Raw genomic sequence first — 17,638 nt, 5'->3', positions numbered from 1 at the left:
CGCCGTCTGCTTGAGATCCGGGTTGATCTTAGTCACGGTTGGCTGCTTATTCGTATAGGTATCGCCCGTATCTTCAGGATCGTTACCCCACATCACACCGACCGGCACCAAGTTGTCCCAGCCTGGCTTGCCAGTCTTGGCGCCGTTGTACTGGAAGGTGCCAAAGATCCAGCCAGTTCCTGGGATACGCGAATCGCGTACGGCGAAATCCATCTGGATCAACGCCACCTTTCTGATCGACCGGTCCGCCGAATTGAACGTATTGGTGACATAGGCATCCCACAGCACAGGGTTGACCAGGAACGGGACCTGCTTGAGGTCCACGTCGGCAAACAGCGGCTTGCACACCACGGTACCCTCATGAAAGCTGTTGGGCTGCGAGGTATAAGACGGATCGGGATTCTCCGGGTCCTTCCAGACTTCCCCGAAGGTGTAGCCACCGATGTCGTTGTAGATACCCACGGCGTAGGTCTGCCCGGAGGTCACCTGCGTGGGGGCTAGCTGCTTGGGCTGGATTTGCGCCTCCTTGGTCAAACCATGGATGCCTTCGCGACCCGATGGCCCGTAGTGCTGCCAAGGCGCGTGATACCAGGCGCGCACCTTATTGTTCTGTACGTACCAATCGCTCTCCACATTTCCCTCAAGACAATACTGCTTCACAGCCTCGGCATAGGGCCGCCATTTCTCGAAATCATTACTGAGCGGCTTGGGCAAAAGCTTAAAGAAATCAGGCAATGGCTTTGTTGAAAGAACCTTTGGATAATTCTGACTAAGCTGAAAAAAAGGCCCCGTATAACTCGATGGCGGTTGATAGCCATAATCGGGAAACGTACCTGCCTCAGCTGCGCCGGCGAATATTGCCAATGCAGCACCCAAGCCCAAAACTCCACCCCTAACGGACTTCATGATCAGGTCTCCTGAAACGCGGATTGTCCCGGCGCCGACATAAGGCACAGCACCGCCCCGGACCTTTCGCTTTTCAAGAGCGAAAAGTCGCATCTGGTCTTAACGAATTTCCCCAAGGATATGTCTTTATCTCACGGCTGGATAATAGACACGACCCAATTCAAAATAAATAGAGTCAATTGGCAAAACCAAATAAATCTAAAAATCAGGATTATGGCAATAGCATAAATGCCCGCCGCCATCTATTTATGGGGGAGGCATGCCTGTGCAACCGGACCAGATACGAGGGATGGCGATCTTTGAGGGAGGCCGGTGTTAATGGGAACTCATTATCGCCCCCTCGGAAGAGGGCATATGGCGTTATCGGATGGCAGCGGCAGATGGCATGGCGCCCTCGCTTCCCTGGCTGGTCTGCCAGGAACGTCTGCCGACGGCCGATAAGGCACGGGGGCGCCTGTCCCGCCCCCACATAAAACACCTGAAACGTCAGCGAACGATCAGTGCAACACGAACAGCTTGTCGAAGCCAGCCACACGCAAGGTACCACGCAGGTCGGCCCCAGCATTGACGATACGTATCTCGGCACGTTCGGCACCTGCGTGTTCGCGCAGCAGCAAGAGCATGCCCAAGGCCGAACTATCCATGCTGTTGACTTCGCCCAGATCGATGACGTAGCTGCGTGCCACGGCTTTCTCCCCCAGACACGCATCGTGGAATTCACGATGCACGGAGAAATCGAAGTTCTCGCCCATCTGCACGGTCAGGCAGTCCAGCTCGCTATCGTGGTGAATGGTCAGACTCATGGCTGAAACTCCCAATACTTTTTCAGAACAGTTCGATTTCGCCAGCGTCCATCGTGCTCTGCAACGCCGGACCACGTGAGCGTAGCTTGGCCTTCTCGCGCTGGATGGCCAGGCGTGAACGCACCTGCTGGGCACGCTCGACGAGCACTTCGGCATCGATCGGATCGCAGGCCAACGCCTCGATGTCGCGCGTGCAGTCTGCAGTGACCTCCTGCAACTCCACCAAGCGAGTACGCGTCTGGTTCAGCAACTGGCTGAGGATGTCTTCAAACTGCAGCGAGCGAATCGTGGTGGACACATCATTGCCCAAGCCGCGGTTGATCTCCACCGCCTGGTCAGCCACCTTGTTGGTACGTGCATCGCTCTCGGTCACATGGGCTAGCATCGCATCGATGCCGCCCTTGGCCGACAATGCCACGTTCAGGTCCTGAGAGGCCATGGTGCCGACCAGTTCGCGCAGGTGATCCATTGAGGCGCGAGCGCGCTCCACGTGGCTGCCGATCTGTTCGTTGAACTGGTTGGAGTGACTGGCCAGGTTACGGATCTCGCCTGCCACCACCGCGAAGCCGCGCCCCGACTCGCCAGCACGTGCCGCTTCGATCGAAGCGTTGAGCGCCAGCAGGTTGGTTTCCTCGGCGATGGTGTTGACGTTCTTGAGCAGACCGAACACCGCGTCCATTTCCTTGGCCATGCCATCGATACGGTACACGATGCGCAGGCTTTCCCGGGACAGTTGCACGATCAGGCCAACGAAGTGTTCGAGCAGGTCGCTGGTGCGCGAGGCGAAATCCTGTACTGACACGCCGCCGTTCTGGCCATCGATGATTTGCTTGAGCAGGGACTGCTGCTGGCCGGTCTTCTGCGACAGCCCGTCAAAGCCGCCTCCCAACTCCTGCACCGCGTCACGCAACAGTTCCATGGCCTGGTGCAGTTCGCGCGAGGCGTGCCCCATCTCATCGACCAGGGCGCTGCGGACATCTTCAAGCGCCTCGCGTACCGGCGCCGAATCGGTTGTAGGGGCAGCCTCGATCACCGGTTGCGGCGTGGTGCGCCGGGTCTCGATGATCCACACCGCCGTCAATGCAATGACCAGCAACGGGGCCAGCCATACCGGATGAAGGAACAGGCTGAGCAGCAGCGCGACGGCGCTGGCGGCGAAGCCCACGAGGGGGCGCGATGCAAGCGAGTTGGGAATGACTGACATGGGAGTGTCCAACGATCAGGAGACCGCGCGGGCTGCGCGAGCTACGGGTTGACGCGCCAATTCGAGCAGGCGCGCGGCAATATTTTCCAGAGGCAGCATTTCCGCCGCAGCCCCCATCTTCCAGGCGGCCCCGGGCATGCCCCAGACCACCGAACTGGCTTCATCCTGGACCAGTGTCACAGCACCGCCTTCGCGCAGTTCGGCCAGGCCACGAGCACCGTCGTCACCCATGCCGGTCAACAGGGCGGCGATGGCCGGCGCACCCACGCTGGCGGCGACGGAACGGAATAGCACGTCGACGCTAGGCTTGTGCCGATTGACCGGCGGACCGTTATGAAGGCGACAGACGTAGCGCGCACCATCCCACATCACCAGCAAGTGTTCGCTGCCCGGGGCGATGTACGCATGTCCATGTTGAATCGGTTGCCCGTCACGCGCCTCGCACACACGCATCGCCGAACAATTGTCCATGCGCTGCGCGAACGGGCCGCTGAAAGCGGCGGGAATATGTTGAGTAATGACGATCGGCGGCGCATCGGGCGGCATGGATTCGAGCACCACGCGAATAGCCTCGGTACCGCCCGTCGATGCCCCGATCGCTATAATGCGCGTACCACCGCGCGAATCAGGCGTCTGTGCACGCGGTAGTACCGCATCGGCACTCAAGCGCGGCGGTACGTCCAGCTTTCGCACCGCACTGCGCACCTTCGGGCGCGCCAGCGCCGCCAACTTCACCTTGGCACAGATCTCCTGTGCTCCATCGGCAAACGTGCTGGCCAGATCATTGCTCGGCTTGGTGAAGAAATCGACCGCACCCAGTTCCAGCGCGCGCAGGGTGACTTCGGCGCCCTGCTGGGTCAGCGACGACACCATCACTACTGGCATCGGCCGCAGGCGCATCAGGTTCTCAAGAAAGGTCAGGCCATCCATGCGCGGCATTTCGACGTCGAGCGTCAGGACGTCCGGTTCGAGCTGCTTGATCTTCTCGCGCGCGATTAGCGGATCGGCGGCCACGCCGACCACTTCGATCCCGGGATCGCAGGCAAGCATGGTCGACAACAGTTTCCGCACCAGGGCGGAATCGTCGACGATTAGTACGCGAACTCTGGACATTGATGCTTACTCGCCTCAGCTCTGGATGTGAAAAACGGATCTGGAACTTCGTCTTGCCGGCCGCCGCGGATTTCCTCGCCACGCGCCGCTGTTCCTAGAACAGCTCCACTTCTCCCTTTATCGGATCGTTTGCCAAACGCTTGAGGTAATGCTTCTCGGTGTCGACCAGTCGGCTCTCCTGCAAGCCGTGCATCAGGCGCACGCGCACCCTGCCGGTCTGCGGAAAATATTGCACCTGTCGCGGATGCACATCGCCGACGTCTTCGGCGACCAGGTTGAGTTTTTCGGTCTCGATGTAGCGGCGCACAAAGGCGATATTGCGCCTGCCGATGTCTGTCATCTGTGCCAGCACGCGGCCACCGCCGAAAATCTTCACTTCAAGATCCGCACGATGGCCACCAGCGCGCAAGATGCCATTGATCAACTGCTCCATGGCATCGTTGCCATAGCGCGCCGCCCGACTGACCGTTGACGACCAACTGTCACGTTCACCGACTGGCTCGGGCAACATGAAATGATTCATGCCACCGATCTGACGCTGGCGGTCACGGATGCATGCCGACACACACGACCCGAGTACCGTGGAGATCATTTCCTCATGATCGGTCACGTAATACTCGCCAGGCAGGATCTTGGCGGTCATGCAGGCTGACGTGGGATCCCAGTAGCGTCGCACATGCTCAAAGCCCGGCAACACATTGCGAGGTTGGCCCGCCGAAGGTCGGCGACTGGCTAATAGTTCGCTCATTTGTCGCGCTTCCGGTAGATAGTGCGGCCGACCAAGTCAAAATCGTCACTCAGGCCATACATCGACTCCGAGTGTCCCAGGAACAAGTAGCCATCCGGACTCAACATGCTGGCGTAGCGAGCAAACAGCCGCTGCTTGGTCGGCTTGTCAAAATAGATCACGACATTGCGACAGAAGATCGCATCGAAAGGCCCCTGCATCGGCCAATCATGCAACAGGTTCAATGGCTGGATCGTCACAAGTTCACGCAGGCGCGGATGCACACAGGCCAGCCCGTCATAGCTGCCCTCGCCGCGCAGAAACCAGCGGCGACGACGCTCCGGGGTCACGCCGCCAAGTTTGTCGATCGAATAAACACCCTTGCGCGCCGCTTCCAGCGCCTGGGGCGACAGGTCGGTCGCCAGGATCTTCGCATCGACGCTGCTGCCCTGCTGTTCAAGCGCCTCGGCCAGCACCATCGCCAGAGCATAGGGCTCTTCGCCCGTCGAGCAGCCGGCTGACCAGATACGCAGCCGTCCGCCGTTGCGCTTTTGCTGCAACCACAACGGCAACTGTGTCTCGATCAGGAAATCGTAGTGATGCATCTCGCGGAAGAACGAGGTGACGTTGGTGCTGATCGCACTGGCCAGCTCACCTAGTTCGCTTTCCGGATCGTCGCGCAGGATCTGGCAATAGCTAGCAAAATCCTTCAGCCGCAACGCGCGCAGGCGCCGTAGCAGGCGGCCCTGCACCAGTTGACGCTTGTGCTCACCAAGCGAGATACCGCACTGCTGCAACACGAACTCACGCAGGAACGTAAACTCCGCATCGCCAAGGCTCGGACCACCGATGCCTGCCTGGGCAACGCTTTCATCAATGGCCGAGATGGACATGCCTTAGAACTCCTTCCACGCGCCGTTGTCGGCGGTTTCGTTGTTGGAAGACGCACTGCGTGGAGCCCGGACGGGAGCGGCGTTGCGCACGGCGGCAAACACCGCTTCGGTTTCGGCCACGACGGCGCTCGAGCGCACCACCTGGGTCGGCGCGGGCCGGTCGTCTGCATCCTCTCCCAGATGAAAGAAGCCTACCTGGCGAGTCAGTTCGGTGGCCTGCTCCTGCATGGCGCGTGCGGCGGCGGCAGCTTCTTCCACGAGGGCCGCGTTCTGCTGGGTCATTTCGTCCATCTGCAACACAGCATGGTTGACCTGATCGATACCGGCCGACTGCTCCTGGCTGGCAGCCGCTATCTCCGCGACGATGTCGGTGACTTTCTTCACGCTGTCAACGATTTCCGCCAAGGCCTTGCCGGACTGGTCCACTAGTTCGGAACCAGTGCGCACCTTGGCGGCGCTATCGTTGATAAGACCCTTGATCTCCTTGGCGGCGCCTGCGCTGCGCTGGGCCAAGTTACGCACCTCGGTGGCGACCACGGCGAAGCCACGGCCTTGTTCGCCAGCGCGAGCCGCTTCCACCGCTGCGTTCAGCGCAAGCAGGTTGGTCTGAAAAGCAATTTCATCGATCAAGCCGACGATATCGGCGATCTTGCGGCTGGAGGCGTTGATCTCGCGCATGGCTCCGACGGCCTGGGCGACCACTTCACCGCCACGTTCGGCCTGTTCACGCGCACCGCGCGCCAACTGGTTGGCATGGCTGGCGTTCTCGGCATTCTGCTTGACGGTGGAGGTCATTTCCTCCATCGAAGAGGCCGTTTCCTCCAGGCTGGAGGCCTGTTCCTGGGTGCGTTGGCTCAGGTCATCATTGCCGCGCGAAATCTGCTGTGCTGCCGTGCTAACCGATCCCGAACCATGGCGCACTTCATTGACGATCGTGCTCAGGCGGTCGTCCATCGTGCGGAAGGCTTCGAGCAGCTTGCCCAGCTCATCGTTGCGATTGACATGGATGTTGTGGCCAAGCTTGCCCTCGGCGATCGCATGGGCAATACCCACGGTGCGATTGAGCGTATTGATGATCGAGCGCACCACGATGGCGGCGATGAGGAGGGCAATCACCAGGCCCAGCACCAGCGCGACCAGGCTGACCATGCGAATGGTCTTGTAGCGCGACAGCTGCTGCTCGTAGATGTGCATCGCTTCGGCGCGCTGTACTTCGCCGAGCTTGGCCATCATTGCCTGGCGCTCCATCAAAAGCGGACGCAATTGCATCTCCAGGATATCGGAGGCGCTGGCGTCATTCTGCTTGAGCGCGTCGAGTGTATCCTGCTTGGCCTGATTGTAGTCGGCGTCGTCGGCGTGCATCGCCTTGTACTGCTTGGCGAAGTCTTCGCTCATCGGAATGGCGTCGAACTCCTGGCGCAGCTTTGCAAAACCTTCCTGCAACTTGTCGTATTCGGCAAGCTTCTGCTTGAGCGCGTCGGGCTTGCCGACCAGCGTGGTGCCCTCGCTCAGGATCACGAAGGACATCAAACCCTGCTGGCTCATGCGGCTGAGTAACTGCGCCGGCACGATTTCCTGCTCATAGATCTGACGCATGCCTTCGTTCTGCAGGCTCATCGAGCCAAGGCCTATGATCGCACCGCCGATCAACATCACCGTGAGCAGGCCCATCACGCCGTAGAGACGTGCGCGAACGGAAAGGGAAGGAATTTTGAAAGAGAACTTCTTCATCGCTGATCCAATATGAACGATTCGGATGAATACGTCAGGCCACAGCCTTGACGTCGGCAACAGACGGGAGGGCCGCTTCAAGCATCTGGGCATCCTGCGGTTGCAACAGCTTGTCCACGTCCAGCAGCAGCACCATGCGTTCGCCCACAGAGGTCAGGCCCTTGAGGTATTCGGTATCCACGGCCGTGCCCATGTCCGGCACCGGCTTGATCGCCGTGCCATCGACGTCCAGCACATCGGATACGCCATCGACCACCACGCCAAAATGGCGACCGGCGACGGTGATGATCACCGTGACGGTGGTGGCGTTGTATTCCTCTCGCGCCAGTCCGAAGCGCAGGCGTAGATCCAGCACTGGCACGATCGCGCCGCGTAGGTTGAGCACCCCAAGCACGTAATGTGGCGCTTGCGGAATACGCGTCACCGGCGTCCAGCCGCGAATCTCGCGCACGGCCAGGATGTCGATGGCGTATTCCTCGTGGGCGAGGTTGACGGTGAGATATTGCGCGGTCGCAGCGGCGACATGGGAAAGGCTGGCTGTTTGGCTCATGTGCGTTCCAGGACGGGACCCCTCTATGATTTGGGTATCGGCAGGAACAGGGGGAGCTTGAGGCCCCTTGGAGGGGTGAAGCCGGCCGCTACGCAGCCTGTCAAGTCGCTCGCTGCGCGAGCTGTAAGGCTGGCCGCTACGCGCCCCGTAAAGCGAAAAAACATGACAAAGAGCCCGGCGCCCCATGGCCCCAGGCTCTGAGCTCTCACCCTTTACAGCTCGTGCAGCGAGCGACTTGGCAGGCCACGCAGCGGCCTGCCTCACAACGAGCCTTTCGGCGAGCGGCCTAACGCTCCATCAAGCCGCTTTGCGACGACTTTGCAGCCTGACCAGACCCATGACATCCACGATCAATGCCACCGAGCCATCGGACAGGATCGTGGCGCCGGAGATACCGCTCACACGCCGATAATTGGCTTCCAGCGACTTGACGACCGCCTGCTGCTGGCCGATCAGTTCGTCGATGAAAAGGCCGACGCGGGAGTCTTCGCCTTCGACCACGACCACCAGGCCTTCGTCGATGCGGGTACGCGCACCTTCGATGCCAAAGGCTTCGTGCAGGCGGATGACCGGCAAGTAGCCGTCGCGGAAACGGAACAGCTCACCACCGCCAGCCACACTGCGAATGGCATCGGTCTTCAACTGTACCGACTCGACGATCGACACCAGCGGCACGATGTAGCGCTCCTCGCCCACCGCCGCGGTCAAGCCATCTATGATGGCCAGAGTCAGCGGCAAGGTAATCGTGAACACCGTGCCGTGACCTTCCTTGCTACGGATGGCTACATTGCCACCCAGGTCCACCACGTTGCGGCGGACCACGTCCATGCCGACACCACGGCCCGAAAGGTCGGTGGTGGCGGCGGCGGTCGAGAAGCCCGGCTGGAAGATCAGCTCGGCCACGGCCTCATCACTCATGTTGTCGCCCGAGGCGATCAGGCCACGCTGCACGGCCTTGTTGACGATGGCCTGGCGATTGAGCCCGGCGCCGTCATCACTGACCTCCACCACGATGGAACCGCCACGGTGGAAGGCCTCCAGGCGCAGCGTGCCGGTCTCACCCTTGCCTGCCGCGCGGCGGCGCTCGGGCGATTCCAGGCCGTGGTCGATCGCGTTGCGCACCAGGTGCACTAGCGGATCGCCGATTTTCTCCAGCACCGTCTTGTCCAGCTCGGTGTGCTCGCCCACCAGATCCAGCTTGACCTGCTTGCCGAGCTTGTTGCCCAGGTCACGTACCAGGCGCGGAAAGCGGCTGAAGACCGAGCCGATGGGCAGCATGCGAATGCCCATCACGCTTTCCTGCAAGGCGCGCGTGTGGCGGGCCAATTGGGCAAGCCCCTGGCGCAGCAGCTCCAGGCGGGACATGTCGAAATCTTCGCGGAACGGATCGAGCATCGACTGGGTAATGACCAGCTCGCCAACCAGGTCGATCAGGCCGTCGATCTTGTCGATGCCCACGCGCACCGAGCCGGTCTCGCTACCGCCGGATGCCTCACGCGCCGCCTTCGGAGCGGCCGTGACAGCTGGCTCATTAGCCGCAGGTGTGACCGCCACGGGTGCAGCGACCGGCGTCGCGGCGGGTGCCTTGGCCAGTAGTGGTTCCACTGACAAGTCGCACTCGTCTTCGACCCAGTCGAATACCGAGGTAATCGCCGAACGCTTCACCGCCGCGTGCAGGGTGATGCGCCAGGACAGATGACATTCGCTCGGCTCAAGCCGGGCCAGTTCCGGCAGTGCGTCCAGGTTGACCACCACGTCGAGCCGGCCCAGTTCGGCCAGCTCGCGGATCATGCGGAGCGGCTCGTTGCCGCCCGCCAGCATCGAGGCGTGCGGACGAAAGTCGATTACCCAGGCCTCGGCCTGGTCGCTGGTCGCGGCTTTGGCCACGACGGCCGCGCCATGCCCCAACGCGACGGCCAGTTCCTGCTTGAGCCCCTCGCTCACACCGTCAGCCAGTGGCTGGCCGGCCTGGGCGCGATCAAACATGCCACGCAAGCAATCGACCGTGCGCAACAGCAACTCGATGGTCGGCGAATCGATCGCGCGACGACCATCGCGCAATTCATCCAGCAACGATTCGGCCTCGTGCGTGAATGCAGCCATCTCCGGAAAACCGAAGGTTGCCGCCCCCCCCTTGATCGAATGCGCGGCGCGGAAGATGCCATGGACCAGCTCGGCGTCGCCGCCATCATCCAGCGCCAGCAAGGATGACTCCATGCTGTCGAGGCCTTCGAGGCTTTCCTCGAAAAAAGTCTGGTGGAACTGGGCGAGGCTGACGTTGGCCATGGGAATCAACCGTTAAAGAGAGTTAGCCGAGAACGCGCTTGACCGTGGCCAGCAGTTGCTCCGGATCGAAGGGTTTGACCAGCCAACCTGTCGCACCGGCTGCCTTGCCTTCCATTTTCTTGTCAGTATTGGATTCGGTCGTGAGCATCAGGATCGGCACTCCCTTGTACTCACCGAGCGTGCGCAACTCGCGCACCATGGTGATACCGTCCATCACCGGCATATTGACGTCGGCGAGCACCAGATCGAAACGCGAACCGCGCGCCACATCCAGCGCCAACTGGCCGTTTTCCGCTTCGCTCACCTCATGACCGGCTCCACGCAAGGTGAAAGCCACCATGCCGCGCATCGAAGCCGAATCGTCCACCGCGAGAATCTTTGCCATTTTCTACCTCGTCAGGCCGGCATCAGGTCGCCGGCAGTTCCAATGTCTGTTCCAAGCCCAAGAGCGCGACCGCTTCACGCAGCGGCTCCCCCACCCCGTGCCAGCTGACCTTGCGACCGGAAGCGGATGCGGCCCGGCGAAAAGCTGCAAGCAACTGCACCGCGGCCGTATCCACCTTGATGGTCGCCGTGGCGTCGAGCATGCAGGACGGGCGCTCCAGGGCTGCTATCAGCTCGTCGCGCAGCCCCGCCAAGGCGGCCATGCGGCAATCCTCGGGAAGCTGTACCCTTTGCTCGTTGTCGCCGGCTGAGGTTTTAGCGTGCTTGCCCGCCATGACTGGTCGTCTCGCTGTTAGGCTGTCTTGCGGTGCTTATCGGCGAGCCGGGCCCGGTCTTTAGCCCTGGAGCGCGTTCAAGTTTCACGCACGGTGGCCGATGTCATGGCCGATAGCCTTTCTCTTGATATCCACCCTGCGTCCCGAGCGTCACAGGAGCCTTCTTGAACATCCAACCCACCAGCCTTGCCGCGCTCACCTGGGCGGGCGCCGCCGCCGGCAGCACAGCCGACAGCTGGCGCATAGGCACCGTGCTGTCCGCACGGCCGTTGGGTGTGAATCCGCAGGGGGCCGTGGTGTTGCAGATCGGCGCGCTGACGGTGGAAACGCAGGCACCGACCACCCAATTGCCGCCGCAATTCCAGGTGCGGGTACTCAGCGTGGGAGCAGAGCCGATACTGGAAGTGATGATTCCCAGTGCCCCGGAAACCTTCGTGCAGCAGGCCATGCGTGAACGCATGCCGCAACAGAATGGCTATGCACCGTTATTGGCAGCATTGAACACCCTGGCCCAACGACCAGTATTGCGCCAGTTGCCGCCCGATATACGTACGTCCCTGGCACTCCTTGAACATGCCATGCGCACACCGGAGGAGATCAGTAGCGGCCCCGGCCTGCGCGAAGCGGTGGCTCGCAGTGGGCTGTTCCTGGAATCCCTGTTGGCCGATCCGATGGCCCTGGGCAACGCCCTTGGCGACGGCGACTGGAAGGCGGCGCTCATCCGCCTGGCGACCGTGCTGCAGACCGCAGGTTACACCGCGCGTGCAAATGGCTCGACCAGTACGGCCGACACCGCACCGCCCTTGCAGCACCGTGGCTTGCAAGCTCAGCCACGTGCCGCCATGCCCGAGGAAGGCGATCCGCTGCTGGACGACGACTTGCTGGACCTGCGGCCCCTGCTCGACCGTTTGAGTACCGATGTCCATGCTGCGCTGGCACGCCTGGAAGTGGCGCAACTGGAATCGGCCGCCAACGCCTTATGGATGGTCGAGATTCCCATCCACGGCGCAGATGGCCGTGATGTCCTCCAGTTGCAGCTCGAGCGTGGCACCCAGGACGACGAACCCTCGACCTGGACACTCGGCTTCGCGCTTGAGCTCCCAAGCCTGGGTCCTGTACAGGGCGAGGTTCAATTGCGCGGTCAACGACTGAACGTCCGCCTGTGGGCACATATGGCTTCGACCGTTAACAAGCTCGATCAACTGTTCGACACCTTGCGTGATCGCCTGAGTGCCAGTGGGCTGATTCTCGATCAACTCAGTTGCCTGCACGGCATGCCGCAAGCCGGCCAATCCCGCAGCGCAGTTCTGTTGAAGACCATCGCATGAATACTGCGCTTCCCGCCCCGCGCCGCAAGGTGAGCCTGCGGCTGGCCCACAACGAGACAGCGGCCCCGGCGCTGCCTCGCGAAACTCTCGAACGCCTGCTTGCTCGCGCGAAGGACGCTGGCTTTCCGCTGCACCACGATCCCCAGGTTGCAGCCATTCTTGCTGCGCTTCGCCTGCGTGACGACATTCCCATGCCGCTTTATGCAGCGGCAGCGGCGGTGTTGAGTTGCGTGTATGAGGCTGCCGGGGAAAAGAGTGGTAGTTAATGTGACCTTGGCAGGCATGAGCGACTTCAGTCGCGAAGCAAGCCGTGACAAGGTCACGACTTGAGGGCTTTAAAAAAACAAATCTGCGACAAGATGTGGCCTGGAAATTTCAGGAGCACCAATCTGCGACTGAAGTCGCTCCCACCACGGGAGGCGAGACGTGGGCGCGGCTTGCATTGTCCTGCGACAAACGCCGCAGGGATCAAACCGCACTATGCATCCGCCGGACCAGCTCGGCCTCATCCCTAGACAGACCACAGCGCAAGATCAATTCTTCCACGCCAACGCCTTCGCGCGCCAACTGCTGGGCCAGCGCATAGGTCTGTGCCGAGGCCGGTGGGACGGGCATGTGTGCCCCGTGGCGCTCCAGGTGGCGCTCGATGCCTTCCAGCCGGCGCTCCAGGCGACCGATCATCACCACGAGCATCGACGTGGGTACGTCCGTACCGGTCGCCGACAGGCACTGTGCCAATTGGATACGCAGTCGCAACTGCTGGCGCCACACCCAATAAAGCAATACCCCTTGCGCAGTCACCAACAGGATCAGCGCAATCAGGCCAATCTCGATGCCCATGTCCCCTTAATCCCCGTCCTGTGGCAAGCGGCATAGTTTGCGCACATCCAGCAGCGCAACGAAACCCTGCCTCCAGGGCACGACACCTCGGACCGGATCATCCACACGCTGCGCCCGGCCAGAGGGGGCCGGCGCCATGTCGACGTCATTGAGCGAAAGCAGGTCGTCGACGGCATCGACACGCACGCCCACTTGGTGCCCGCCGTGGGTCAACACCACGATACGCGCTTGCGCGGATGTGCCCGTGGCCAGATCCAATCCCAGTCGTGCGCGCCCGTCGAGCACGGGCACGATCTGTCCGCGCAGCAACCGGATGCCCAGCAGATCGTCGGCGGCACCCGGCACCGGGGTAACGGCTCCGTCACGTACCACCTCGCTGACCTGCACCAGTGGCGCGGCATAGGCCTGCCCGGCAAGGAAAAACACCAGCCATTGCAATTCATTGGTGACGGCGTGGGCCACGGCGTTCATGTTCAGTCCTTACTTGTCTGTCCCGGATGCCGGCAGCGCCGAGATGGCCGCCGCCGCAGGGTTGACCGAAGCCGGCTCCGGTTTGGCAGCGATGATGCCTGGCAGTTGTGGCAATGCTTGTGTTGCCGCAGCCGTCTCGGTCGGTACCTCGCTCACGGCGGGCTTGGCCGACGCGTCGGCCAGCGGATGGGTGGCGTCGGTGTAGAAGCGGCTGGGCGCGTTGCCATCGCTGAGTACCACGACAAGTACACGCCGATTGCGATTGCGCCCTTCTTCGCTGGCGTTATCGGCCGCCGGGCGAAACTGCCCCCAGCCGATGATGCCCAGGCGATCGGGATTGACACCTCGGTCGGCGAACAGGCGCGCCACGCTGGCGGCACGTGCAGCTGAGAGCTCCCAGTTGGACGGATACACGGCCGTGTTGATCGGCTTGTCGTCGGTATAACCCTCTACGCGCAACGCATTGGGAAAGGGCGCGAGAATCTGACCGATATGATCGAGCACGTCCTCGGCCGACGAGGACAGCCTCGCCACGCCGCTGGGAAAGAGAATATCGGTACGGATCTCGATCTCCAGATAGCTGTCCGTGCGACGCACGGTGACCAGGCTCTTGTCGATCAATGGCTGCAACGCTTTCTGCACCTCGCCCTGGATGCGCTCGAGATTCTGTTGCTGCGCGCCGCTGGCAGCGCGCTCGACCGTAGGCTGCTCGCCCCTGCCCGGTACCGGCTGGCGGCGCAGCGGCAAGGCAATGCGCTGGGCCGAAGAGGTCGCCGTGGAGGACGCACCAGCATCGGGCACCGGCGCGAGCACGGATGGCGTACGGCTTGGCGTGGCCTCGATACGCTTGCTGTTGCCATTGAAGGCTTCGATGATCGATTGTGAGAGCACGCGGTACTTGCCCTCATTCACGGCCGACATCGCATACATCACAACGAAGAGCGCCAGCAGCAAGGTGATCAGATCGCCGTAGGGAATGGCCCAGCGCTCATGATTGACGTGTTCTTCCTGATGGCGCCTGCGCTTCATGACAGGTAACCCTGCAACTTGTTCTCGATCTGGCGTGGATTGTCACCCTGCGCGATCGCCACCAGGCCTTCGATGACGATCTCGCGCATCGCGGTCTGCTTGTGCACCAGCCCTTTCAGGCGCGCCGACATCGGCAGCATCAGCAGGTTGGCCAGGCCAATGCCATAGATCGTCGCGACGAAAGCCGCGGCAATGCCATGTCCGAGCTTGCTCGGATCGGCCAGGTTCTGCATCACGGCCATCAGGCCCATGACCGCGCCGATGATGCCCAGCGTCGGCGAATATGTGCCAGCATTCTCGAAGACTTTGCTTGCATCGAGATCGGCTTGTTCACGTGTGCCCAGTTCCACTTCCAGGGCACCGCGAATGTCCTCCGGCTCGCTGCCGTCGACCAGCAGTTGCAGCCCCTTGCGCACGAAGCTGTCCTGCTCCACGTCGATCTGTGGTTCCAGGCCAAGCAGGCCCTGGCGGCGCGAAAGCTCGCTCCACCCGACGATGCGGCTGATAAGGTCGGCCGGCTGATGGCGCGGCGGTTTGTAGACCATCGGCAGCATCGTACCCGCGCGCTTGAGTACCTTGCCCGGCGTCTGCACCAGCAGCGCGGCGACCGTACCCAGGAACACGATGACGAAGGCCGCTGGATTCCACAACGCTTCGAGCGACGATCCCTTCAAGATGGTGCCCACGATCACCACCACGAAGGCGAGGATCGTACCAATGACGCTTACCATATCCATGTCAAGCGGTTTCCTTTAGTTCGGTCATCAGCAAGGCCCCGTCCTCGGCGGCAAGGCCGGCCAAGTCCAGGACGAGCGCCAGACGACCATCCCCCGTTACCGTGGCACCGGCGATACCGGGCGTTCCGGCAAACAGCGGCCCTAGAGGCTTGACCATGACATCTTCGCGGCCGATCACCGCATGCACCAGGCAACCGATACGCTGGTGACCGATATGCACCACCACGACTTGGCGAGGCGGAGCATCATGGCGCACTCGCGCCCAGGCAGAGACATCGCCCAAGGGCAATGCACGACCACGGTGCGCGGCCACGCGACGACCATCGAGCCACTGGTCCTGTCCGGCGGAAAGCTCGAAGACCTCACTGACATTGGTCAGCGGAAGGGCAAACAGACGATCGCCCACACCCACCATCAACACGCGCTGGATCGCTAGCGTCAACGGCACAGCCAGTTCGAGTTCGCTGCCCTGCCCGAGCTTCGAGCGCACCTGCAAAGTGCCGCCAAGCTCGATGATGCGCGTCTTGACCACGTCCATGCCCACGCCGCGGCCGGAGATATCCGAAACGGTGGCTGCCGTGCTGAAGCCCGGTCGGAAGATCAGCTCCAGCGACTCGGCCTCGCTCAGGCGCGCGGCCTGGTCTTCGTCGATGACGCCCTTCTCAACGGCCTTGCTGCGCAAGACCTGCGGATTCATGCCGCGGCCATCGTCGGACACGATAATGACGATGCGTTCGCCACGCTGGCTCGCCGACAGGCGTACGCGTCCCTTGCGCGGCTTGCCGGCGCGCTCACGGTCATCGGGCATTTCCACGCCGTGATCAACCGAATTACGCAACAGGTGCACCAGCGGGTCGGCCAATGCCTCGACCAGGCCACGATCCAGGTCGGTATCCTCGCCTTCGGTGACCAGCTCGATTTCCTTGCCCAACTGGCGAGCCAGGTCGCGCACGATACGCGGGAAACGCTGGAACAGGCGACCAACCGGCTGCATACGCATGCCGATGACCGCACCTTGCAATTCATCGGCGACACGATCGAGCTCGCCTGCCGCCAGCCCGAGGGACTCATCGTCGCTGCGCGATGCCAGGCTCACCAGGCGGTTACGCACCAATACCAATTCGCCTGCGCGATTGACCAAGTCATCCAGACGGCCGGTGTCCACACGCACGGTCTGCTCGGCTTGCGCCGGCGCACGCGCCTTGGTCGTGGCAGGTTCCGTCGCCGGAGCTGGCTGGGGTGCCGGAGCAGGAGCCGGCACAACTGCCGTCGGCGGCGTTCCTTTGCCATGCAGGCTGTCGAGCAGGGCTTCAAATTCATCGTCGCTGATGGTGTTCGAGTCGGCGACGGGTGCAGGTTCGGCCACGGGCGAGCCCGGCGCGCCATTGCGCCCATACAAGCTGTCGAGCAGGGCTTCGAACTCGCTGTCGTCGATGCTACCACCGGTCGATTCTGCCGGCATCGGCGCGGGCGCGGACACCGGCGCAGGTGCCGGCGCGCGCCTTACGTTACTGCGCAAGCGATCGAGCAGGCTGGCCGCAGGCATGGGCAAGGTATCGCCCGATGCCAGCGCATCCATCTGCACGTTCAGCAAGTCCAATGCCTCCAGCAACGCATCCATCTGCGCCGAATCGAGCACGAAGGCACCATTACGCGCCTCGTTGAGCAGATCTTCGGCCTGGTGGCACAACTGCACCATCGCTTCGATCGACAGAAACCCGGCGCCGCCCTTGACCGTATGGAATGCGCGAAACACCGCGTTGAGCAGGTCGGCATCGCGCGGCGATGCCTCCAGTTCGACCAGTTGTTCGCTCAGGCGTTGCAACAACTCCCTGGCCTCGACCAGGAAGTCATCGCGCAGCTCATCGTCGAGCGGAGAATGCATGCCTGCCGTCCCTTAAAAGCCGAATTCGCTTAGCAGACGATCGGCCTCGTCCTGGCTGTTGATCTTGGCCACCGCTGCCGGTGCTTCACCGCCAGCGAGTGCACCGGTCAGGCGCACCAGTTCCAGCAGCGACGATTCGACGCTCTCGATAAAGTGGGCAACCTTCTTGATGCGCTGACCGGAAAGGTCCTGCCATGACTGCGCCAGCACCATGTCGGACAAGCCATCGCGACACGCCATGGCAAAATCGCGCGCCTGGCGCGCCAGCACGGCACTGGCCTCGTTCTCCCCGCTCCATGCCAGGATCTCGCCGGCATTGGCTTCCAAAGCCTCGGCCTGAGGGCGCATGCGCTCGGCGAAATCCAAGCTGCGATGCGCCGCCTGCGAGCTCATGTCCAGCACATCGAGCAGATTTT

At 62.1% G+C, this 17,638-nt stretch carries 18 protein-coding genes and 1 pseudogene; 2 read left to right on the top strand and 17 right to left on the bottom strand.

Annotated features, from left to right (window positions below):
• The 11 genes and pseudogenes from VF436_RS12565 to VF436_RS12515 all read right to left on the bottom strand — a co-directional run.
• Window positions 1-633: pseudogene (locus VF436_RS12565) on the bottom strand (hypothetical protein); the annotation flags it as partial.
• A gap of 770 nt (window positions 634-1,403) precedes the next feature.
• On the bottom strand, window positions 1,404-1,709 hold the full coding sequence (locus VF436_RS12560) for an STAS domain-containing protein (RefSeq protein WP_330904372.1): 306 nt from the start codon (window positions 1,707-1,709) through the stop codon (window positions 1,404-1,406).
• 22 nt (window positions 1,710-1,731) lie between these two features.
• Window positions 1,732-2,913 carry a methyl-accepting chemotaxis protein gene (locus VF436_RS12555; RefSeq protein WP_330904371.1) on the bottom strand — a complete coding sequence of 394 codons (1,182 nt, stop codon included), beginning with the start codon at window positions 2,911-2,913 and terminating at the stop codon, window positions 1,732-1,734.
• Window positions 2,914-2,928: 15 nt separating this feature from the next.
• On the bottom strand, window positions 2,929-4,026 hold the full coding sequence (locus tag VF436_RS12550) for a chemotaxis response regulator protein-glutamate methylesterase (RefSeq protein WP_330904370.1): 1,098 nt from the start codon (window positions 4,024-4,026) through the stop codon (window positions 2,929-2,931).
• Between the two features lie 94 nt (window positions 4,027-4,120).
• Window positions 4,121-4,774, bottom strand: coding sequence for a chemoreceptor glutamine deamidase CheD (gene cheD / locus VF436_RS12545; RefSeq protein ID WP_330904369.1), 654 nt, complete (start codon window positions 4,772-4,774; stop codon window positions 4,121-4,123).
• Window positions 4,771-5,646 (bottom strand): protein-glutamate O-methyltransferase, encoded by an 876-nt coding sequence (locus VF436_RS12540; RefSeq protein ID WP_330904368.1) that lies wholly within the window; start codon window positions 5,644-5,646, stop codon window positions 4,771-4,773. Before VF436_RS12540 ends, cheD begins: the two co-directional genes overlap by 4 nt.
• A gap of 3 nt (window positions 5,647-5,649) precedes the next feature.
• The gene (locus VF436_RS12535; protein ID WP_330904367.1) at window positions 5,650-7,377 is read right to left on the bottom strand and encodes a methyl-accepting chemotaxis protein; all 1,728 of its coding nucleotides are present in this window, start codon (window positions 7,375-7,377) and stop codon (window positions 5,650-5,652) included.
• A 34-nt stretch (window positions 7,378-7,411) separates the two neighbouring features.
• Window positions 7,412-7,927, bottom strand: coding sequence for a chemotaxis protein CheW (locus VF436_RS12530; protein WP_330904366.1), 516 nt, complete (start codon window positions 7,925-7,927; stop codon window positions 7,412-7,414).
• A gap of 297 nt (window positions 7,928-8,224) precedes the next feature.
• Window positions 8,225-10,213 carry a chemotaxis protein CheA gene (locus VF436_RS12525; RefSeq protein WP_330904365.1) on the bottom strand — a complete coding sequence of 663 codons (1,989 nt, stop codon included), beginning with the start codon at window positions 10,211-10,213 and terminating at the stop codon, window positions 8,225-8,227.
• A gap of 22 nt (window positions 10,214-10,235) precedes the next feature.
• Window positions 10,236-10,598 (bottom strand): response regulator, encoded by a 363-nt coding sequence (locus tag VF436_RS12520; protein WP_330904364.1) that lies wholly within the window; start codon window positions 10,596-10,598, stop codon window positions 10,236-10,238.
• A gap of 22 nt (window positions 10,599-10,620) precedes the next feature.
• Window positions 10,621-10,932, bottom strand: a complete 312-nt coding sequence (locus VF436_RS12515; protein ID WP_330904363.1) for an STAS domain-containing protein — start codon at window positions 10,930-10,932, stop codon at window positions 10,621-10,623.
• Window positions 10,933-11,096: 164 nt separating this feature from the next.
• Here VF436_RS12515 and VF436_RS12510 point away from each other — a divergent pair, with 164 nt between their 5' ends.
• On the top strand, window positions 11,097-12,260 hold the full coding sequence (locus VF436_RS12510; RefSeq protein WP_330904362.1) for a flagellar hook-length control protein FliK: 1,164 nt from the start codon (window positions 11,097-11,099) through the stop codon (window positions 12,258-12,260).
• A complete protein-coding gene (locus VF436_RS12505; RefSeq protein WP_330904361.1) occupies window positions 12,257-12,526 on the top strand; it encodes a flagellar biosynthesis protein in 270 nt (89 codons plus the stop codon). Before VF436_RS12510 ends, VF436_RS12505 begins: the two co-directional genes overlap by 4 nt.
• 202 nt (window positions 12,527-12,728) lie before the next feature.
• Here the strand turns inward: VF436_RS12505 and VF436_RS12500 are convergent, their stop codons facing one another.
• The 6 genes from VF436_RS12500 to VF436_RS12475 all read right to left on the bottom strand — a co-directional run.
• Entirely contained in the window at window positions 12,729-13,100 is a 372-nt protein-coding gene (locus tag VF436_RS12500; RefSeq protein ID WP_330904360.1) for a DUF2802 domain-containing protein, read from the bottom strand.
• Between the two features lie 6 nt (window positions 13,101-13,106).
• Window positions 13,107-13,571 carry a chemotaxis protein CheW gene (locus VF436_RS12495; RefSeq protein WP_330904359.1) on the bottom strand — a complete coding sequence of 155 codons (465 nt, stop codon included), beginning with the start codon at window positions 13,569-13,571 and terminating at the stop codon, window positions 13,107-13,109.
• Window positions 13,572-13,580: 9 nt separating this feature from the next.
• Window positions 13,581-14,600, bottom strand: coding sequence for a flagellar motor protein MotD (gene motD / locus VF436_RS12490; protein ID WP_330904358.1), 1,020 nt, complete (start codon window positions 14,598-14,600; stop codon window positions 13,581-13,583).
• Window positions 14,597-15,337: a flagellar motor protein gene (locus VF436_RS12485; RefSeq protein WP_330904357.1), complete on the bottom strand. Its 741-nt coding sequence runs from the start codon at window positions 15,335-15,337 to the stop codon at window positions 14,597-14,599. Before VF436_RS12485 ends, motD begins: the two co-directional genes overlap by 4 nt.
• Before the next feature lies 1 nt (window position 15,338).
• Window positions 15,339-17,222 carry a chemotaxis protein CheA gene (locus VF436_RS12480; RefSeq protein ID WP_330904356.1) on the bottom strand — a complete coding sequence of 628 codons (1,884 nt, stop codon included), beginning with the start codon at window positions 17,220-17,222 and terminating at the stop codon, window positions 15,339-15,341.
• A 12-nt stretch (window positions 17,223-17,234) separates the two neighbouring features.
• Window positions 17,235-17,638 (bottom strand): protein phosphatase CheZ (locus VF436_RS12475; RefSeq protein WP_330904355.1); only part of this gene is annotated, 404 nt, incomplete at its 5' end.

The organism is Dyella sp., assembly GCF_036384435.1.
GTDB lineage: Bacteria > Pseudomonadota > Gammaproteobacteria > Xanthomonadales > Rhodanobacteraceae > GSA-30.
The sequence above is the reverse complement of the archived record's forward strand: the minus strand, read 5'-3'. Positions and strand labels throughout refer to the sequence as shown.

Bases quoted from the DNA above. Each gene is read 5' to 3' on its own strand.
- VF436_RS12480 (WP_330904356.1), bottom strand. From the start codon at position 17,222: ATGCATTCTCCGCTCGACGATGAGCTGCGCGATGACTTCCTGGTCGAG.
- motD (WP_330904358.1), bottom strand. From the start codon at position 14,600: ATGAAGCGCAGGCGCCATCAGGAAGAACACGTCAATCATGAGCGCTGG.
- VF436_RS12525 (WP_330904365.1), bottom strand. From the start codon at position 10,213: ATGGCCAACGTCAGCCTCGCCCAGTTCCACCAGACTTTTTTCGAGGAA.
- VF436_RS12500 (WP_330904360.1), bottom strand. From the start codon at position 13,100: ATGGGCATCGAGATTGGCCTGATTGCGCTGATCCTGTTGGTGACTGCG.
- VF436_RS12540 (WP_330904368.1), bottom strand. From the start codon at position 5,646: ATGTCCATCTCGGCCATTGATGAAAGCGTTGCCCAGGCAGGCATCGGT.
- VF436_RS12495 (WP_330904359.1), bottom strand. From the start codon at position 13,571: ATGAACGCCGTGGCCCACGCCGTCACCAATGAATTGCAATGGCTGGTG.
- VF436_RS12560 (WP_330904372.1), bottom strand. From the start codon at position 1,709: ATGAGTCTGACCATTCACCACGATAGCGAGCTGGACTGCCTGACCGTG.
- VF436_RS12520 (WP_330904364.1), bottom strand. From the start codon at position 10,598: ATGGCAAAGATTCTCGCGGTGGACGATTCGGCTTCGATGCGCGGCATG.
- VF436_RS12550 (WP_330904370.1), bottom strand. From the start codon at position 4,026: ATGTCCAGAGTTCGCGTACTAATCGTCGACGATTCCGCCCTGGTGCGG.
- VF436_RS12530 (WP_330904366.1), bottom strand. From the start codon at position 7,927: ATGAGCCAAACAGCCAGCCTTTCCCATGTCGCCGCTGCGACCGCGCAA.
- VF436_RS12515 (WP_330904363.1), bottom strand. From the start codon at position 10,932: ATGGCGGGCAAGCACGCTAAAACCTCAGCCGGCGACAACGAGCAAAGG.
- VF436_RS12505 (WP_330904361.1), top strand. From the start codon at position 12,257: ATGAATACTGCGCTTCCCGCCCCGCGCCGCAAGGTGAGCCTGCGGCTG.
- VF436_RS12555 (WP_330904371.1), bottom strand. From the start codon at position 2,913: ATGTCAGTCATTCCCAACTCGCTTGCATCGCGCCCCCTCGTGGGCTTC.
- cheD (WP_330904369.1), bottom strand. From the start codon at position 4,774: ATGAGCGAACTATTAGCCAGTCGCCGACCTTCGGCGGGCCAACCTCGC.
- VF436_RS12535 (WP_330904367.1), bottom strand. From the start codon at position 7,377: ATGAAGAAGTTCTCTTTCAAAATTCCTTCCCTTTCCGTTCGCGCACGT.
- VF436_RS12485 (WP_330904357.1), bottom strand. From the start codon at position 15,337: ATGGATATGGTAAGCGTCATTGGTACGATCCTCGCCTTCGTGGTGGTG.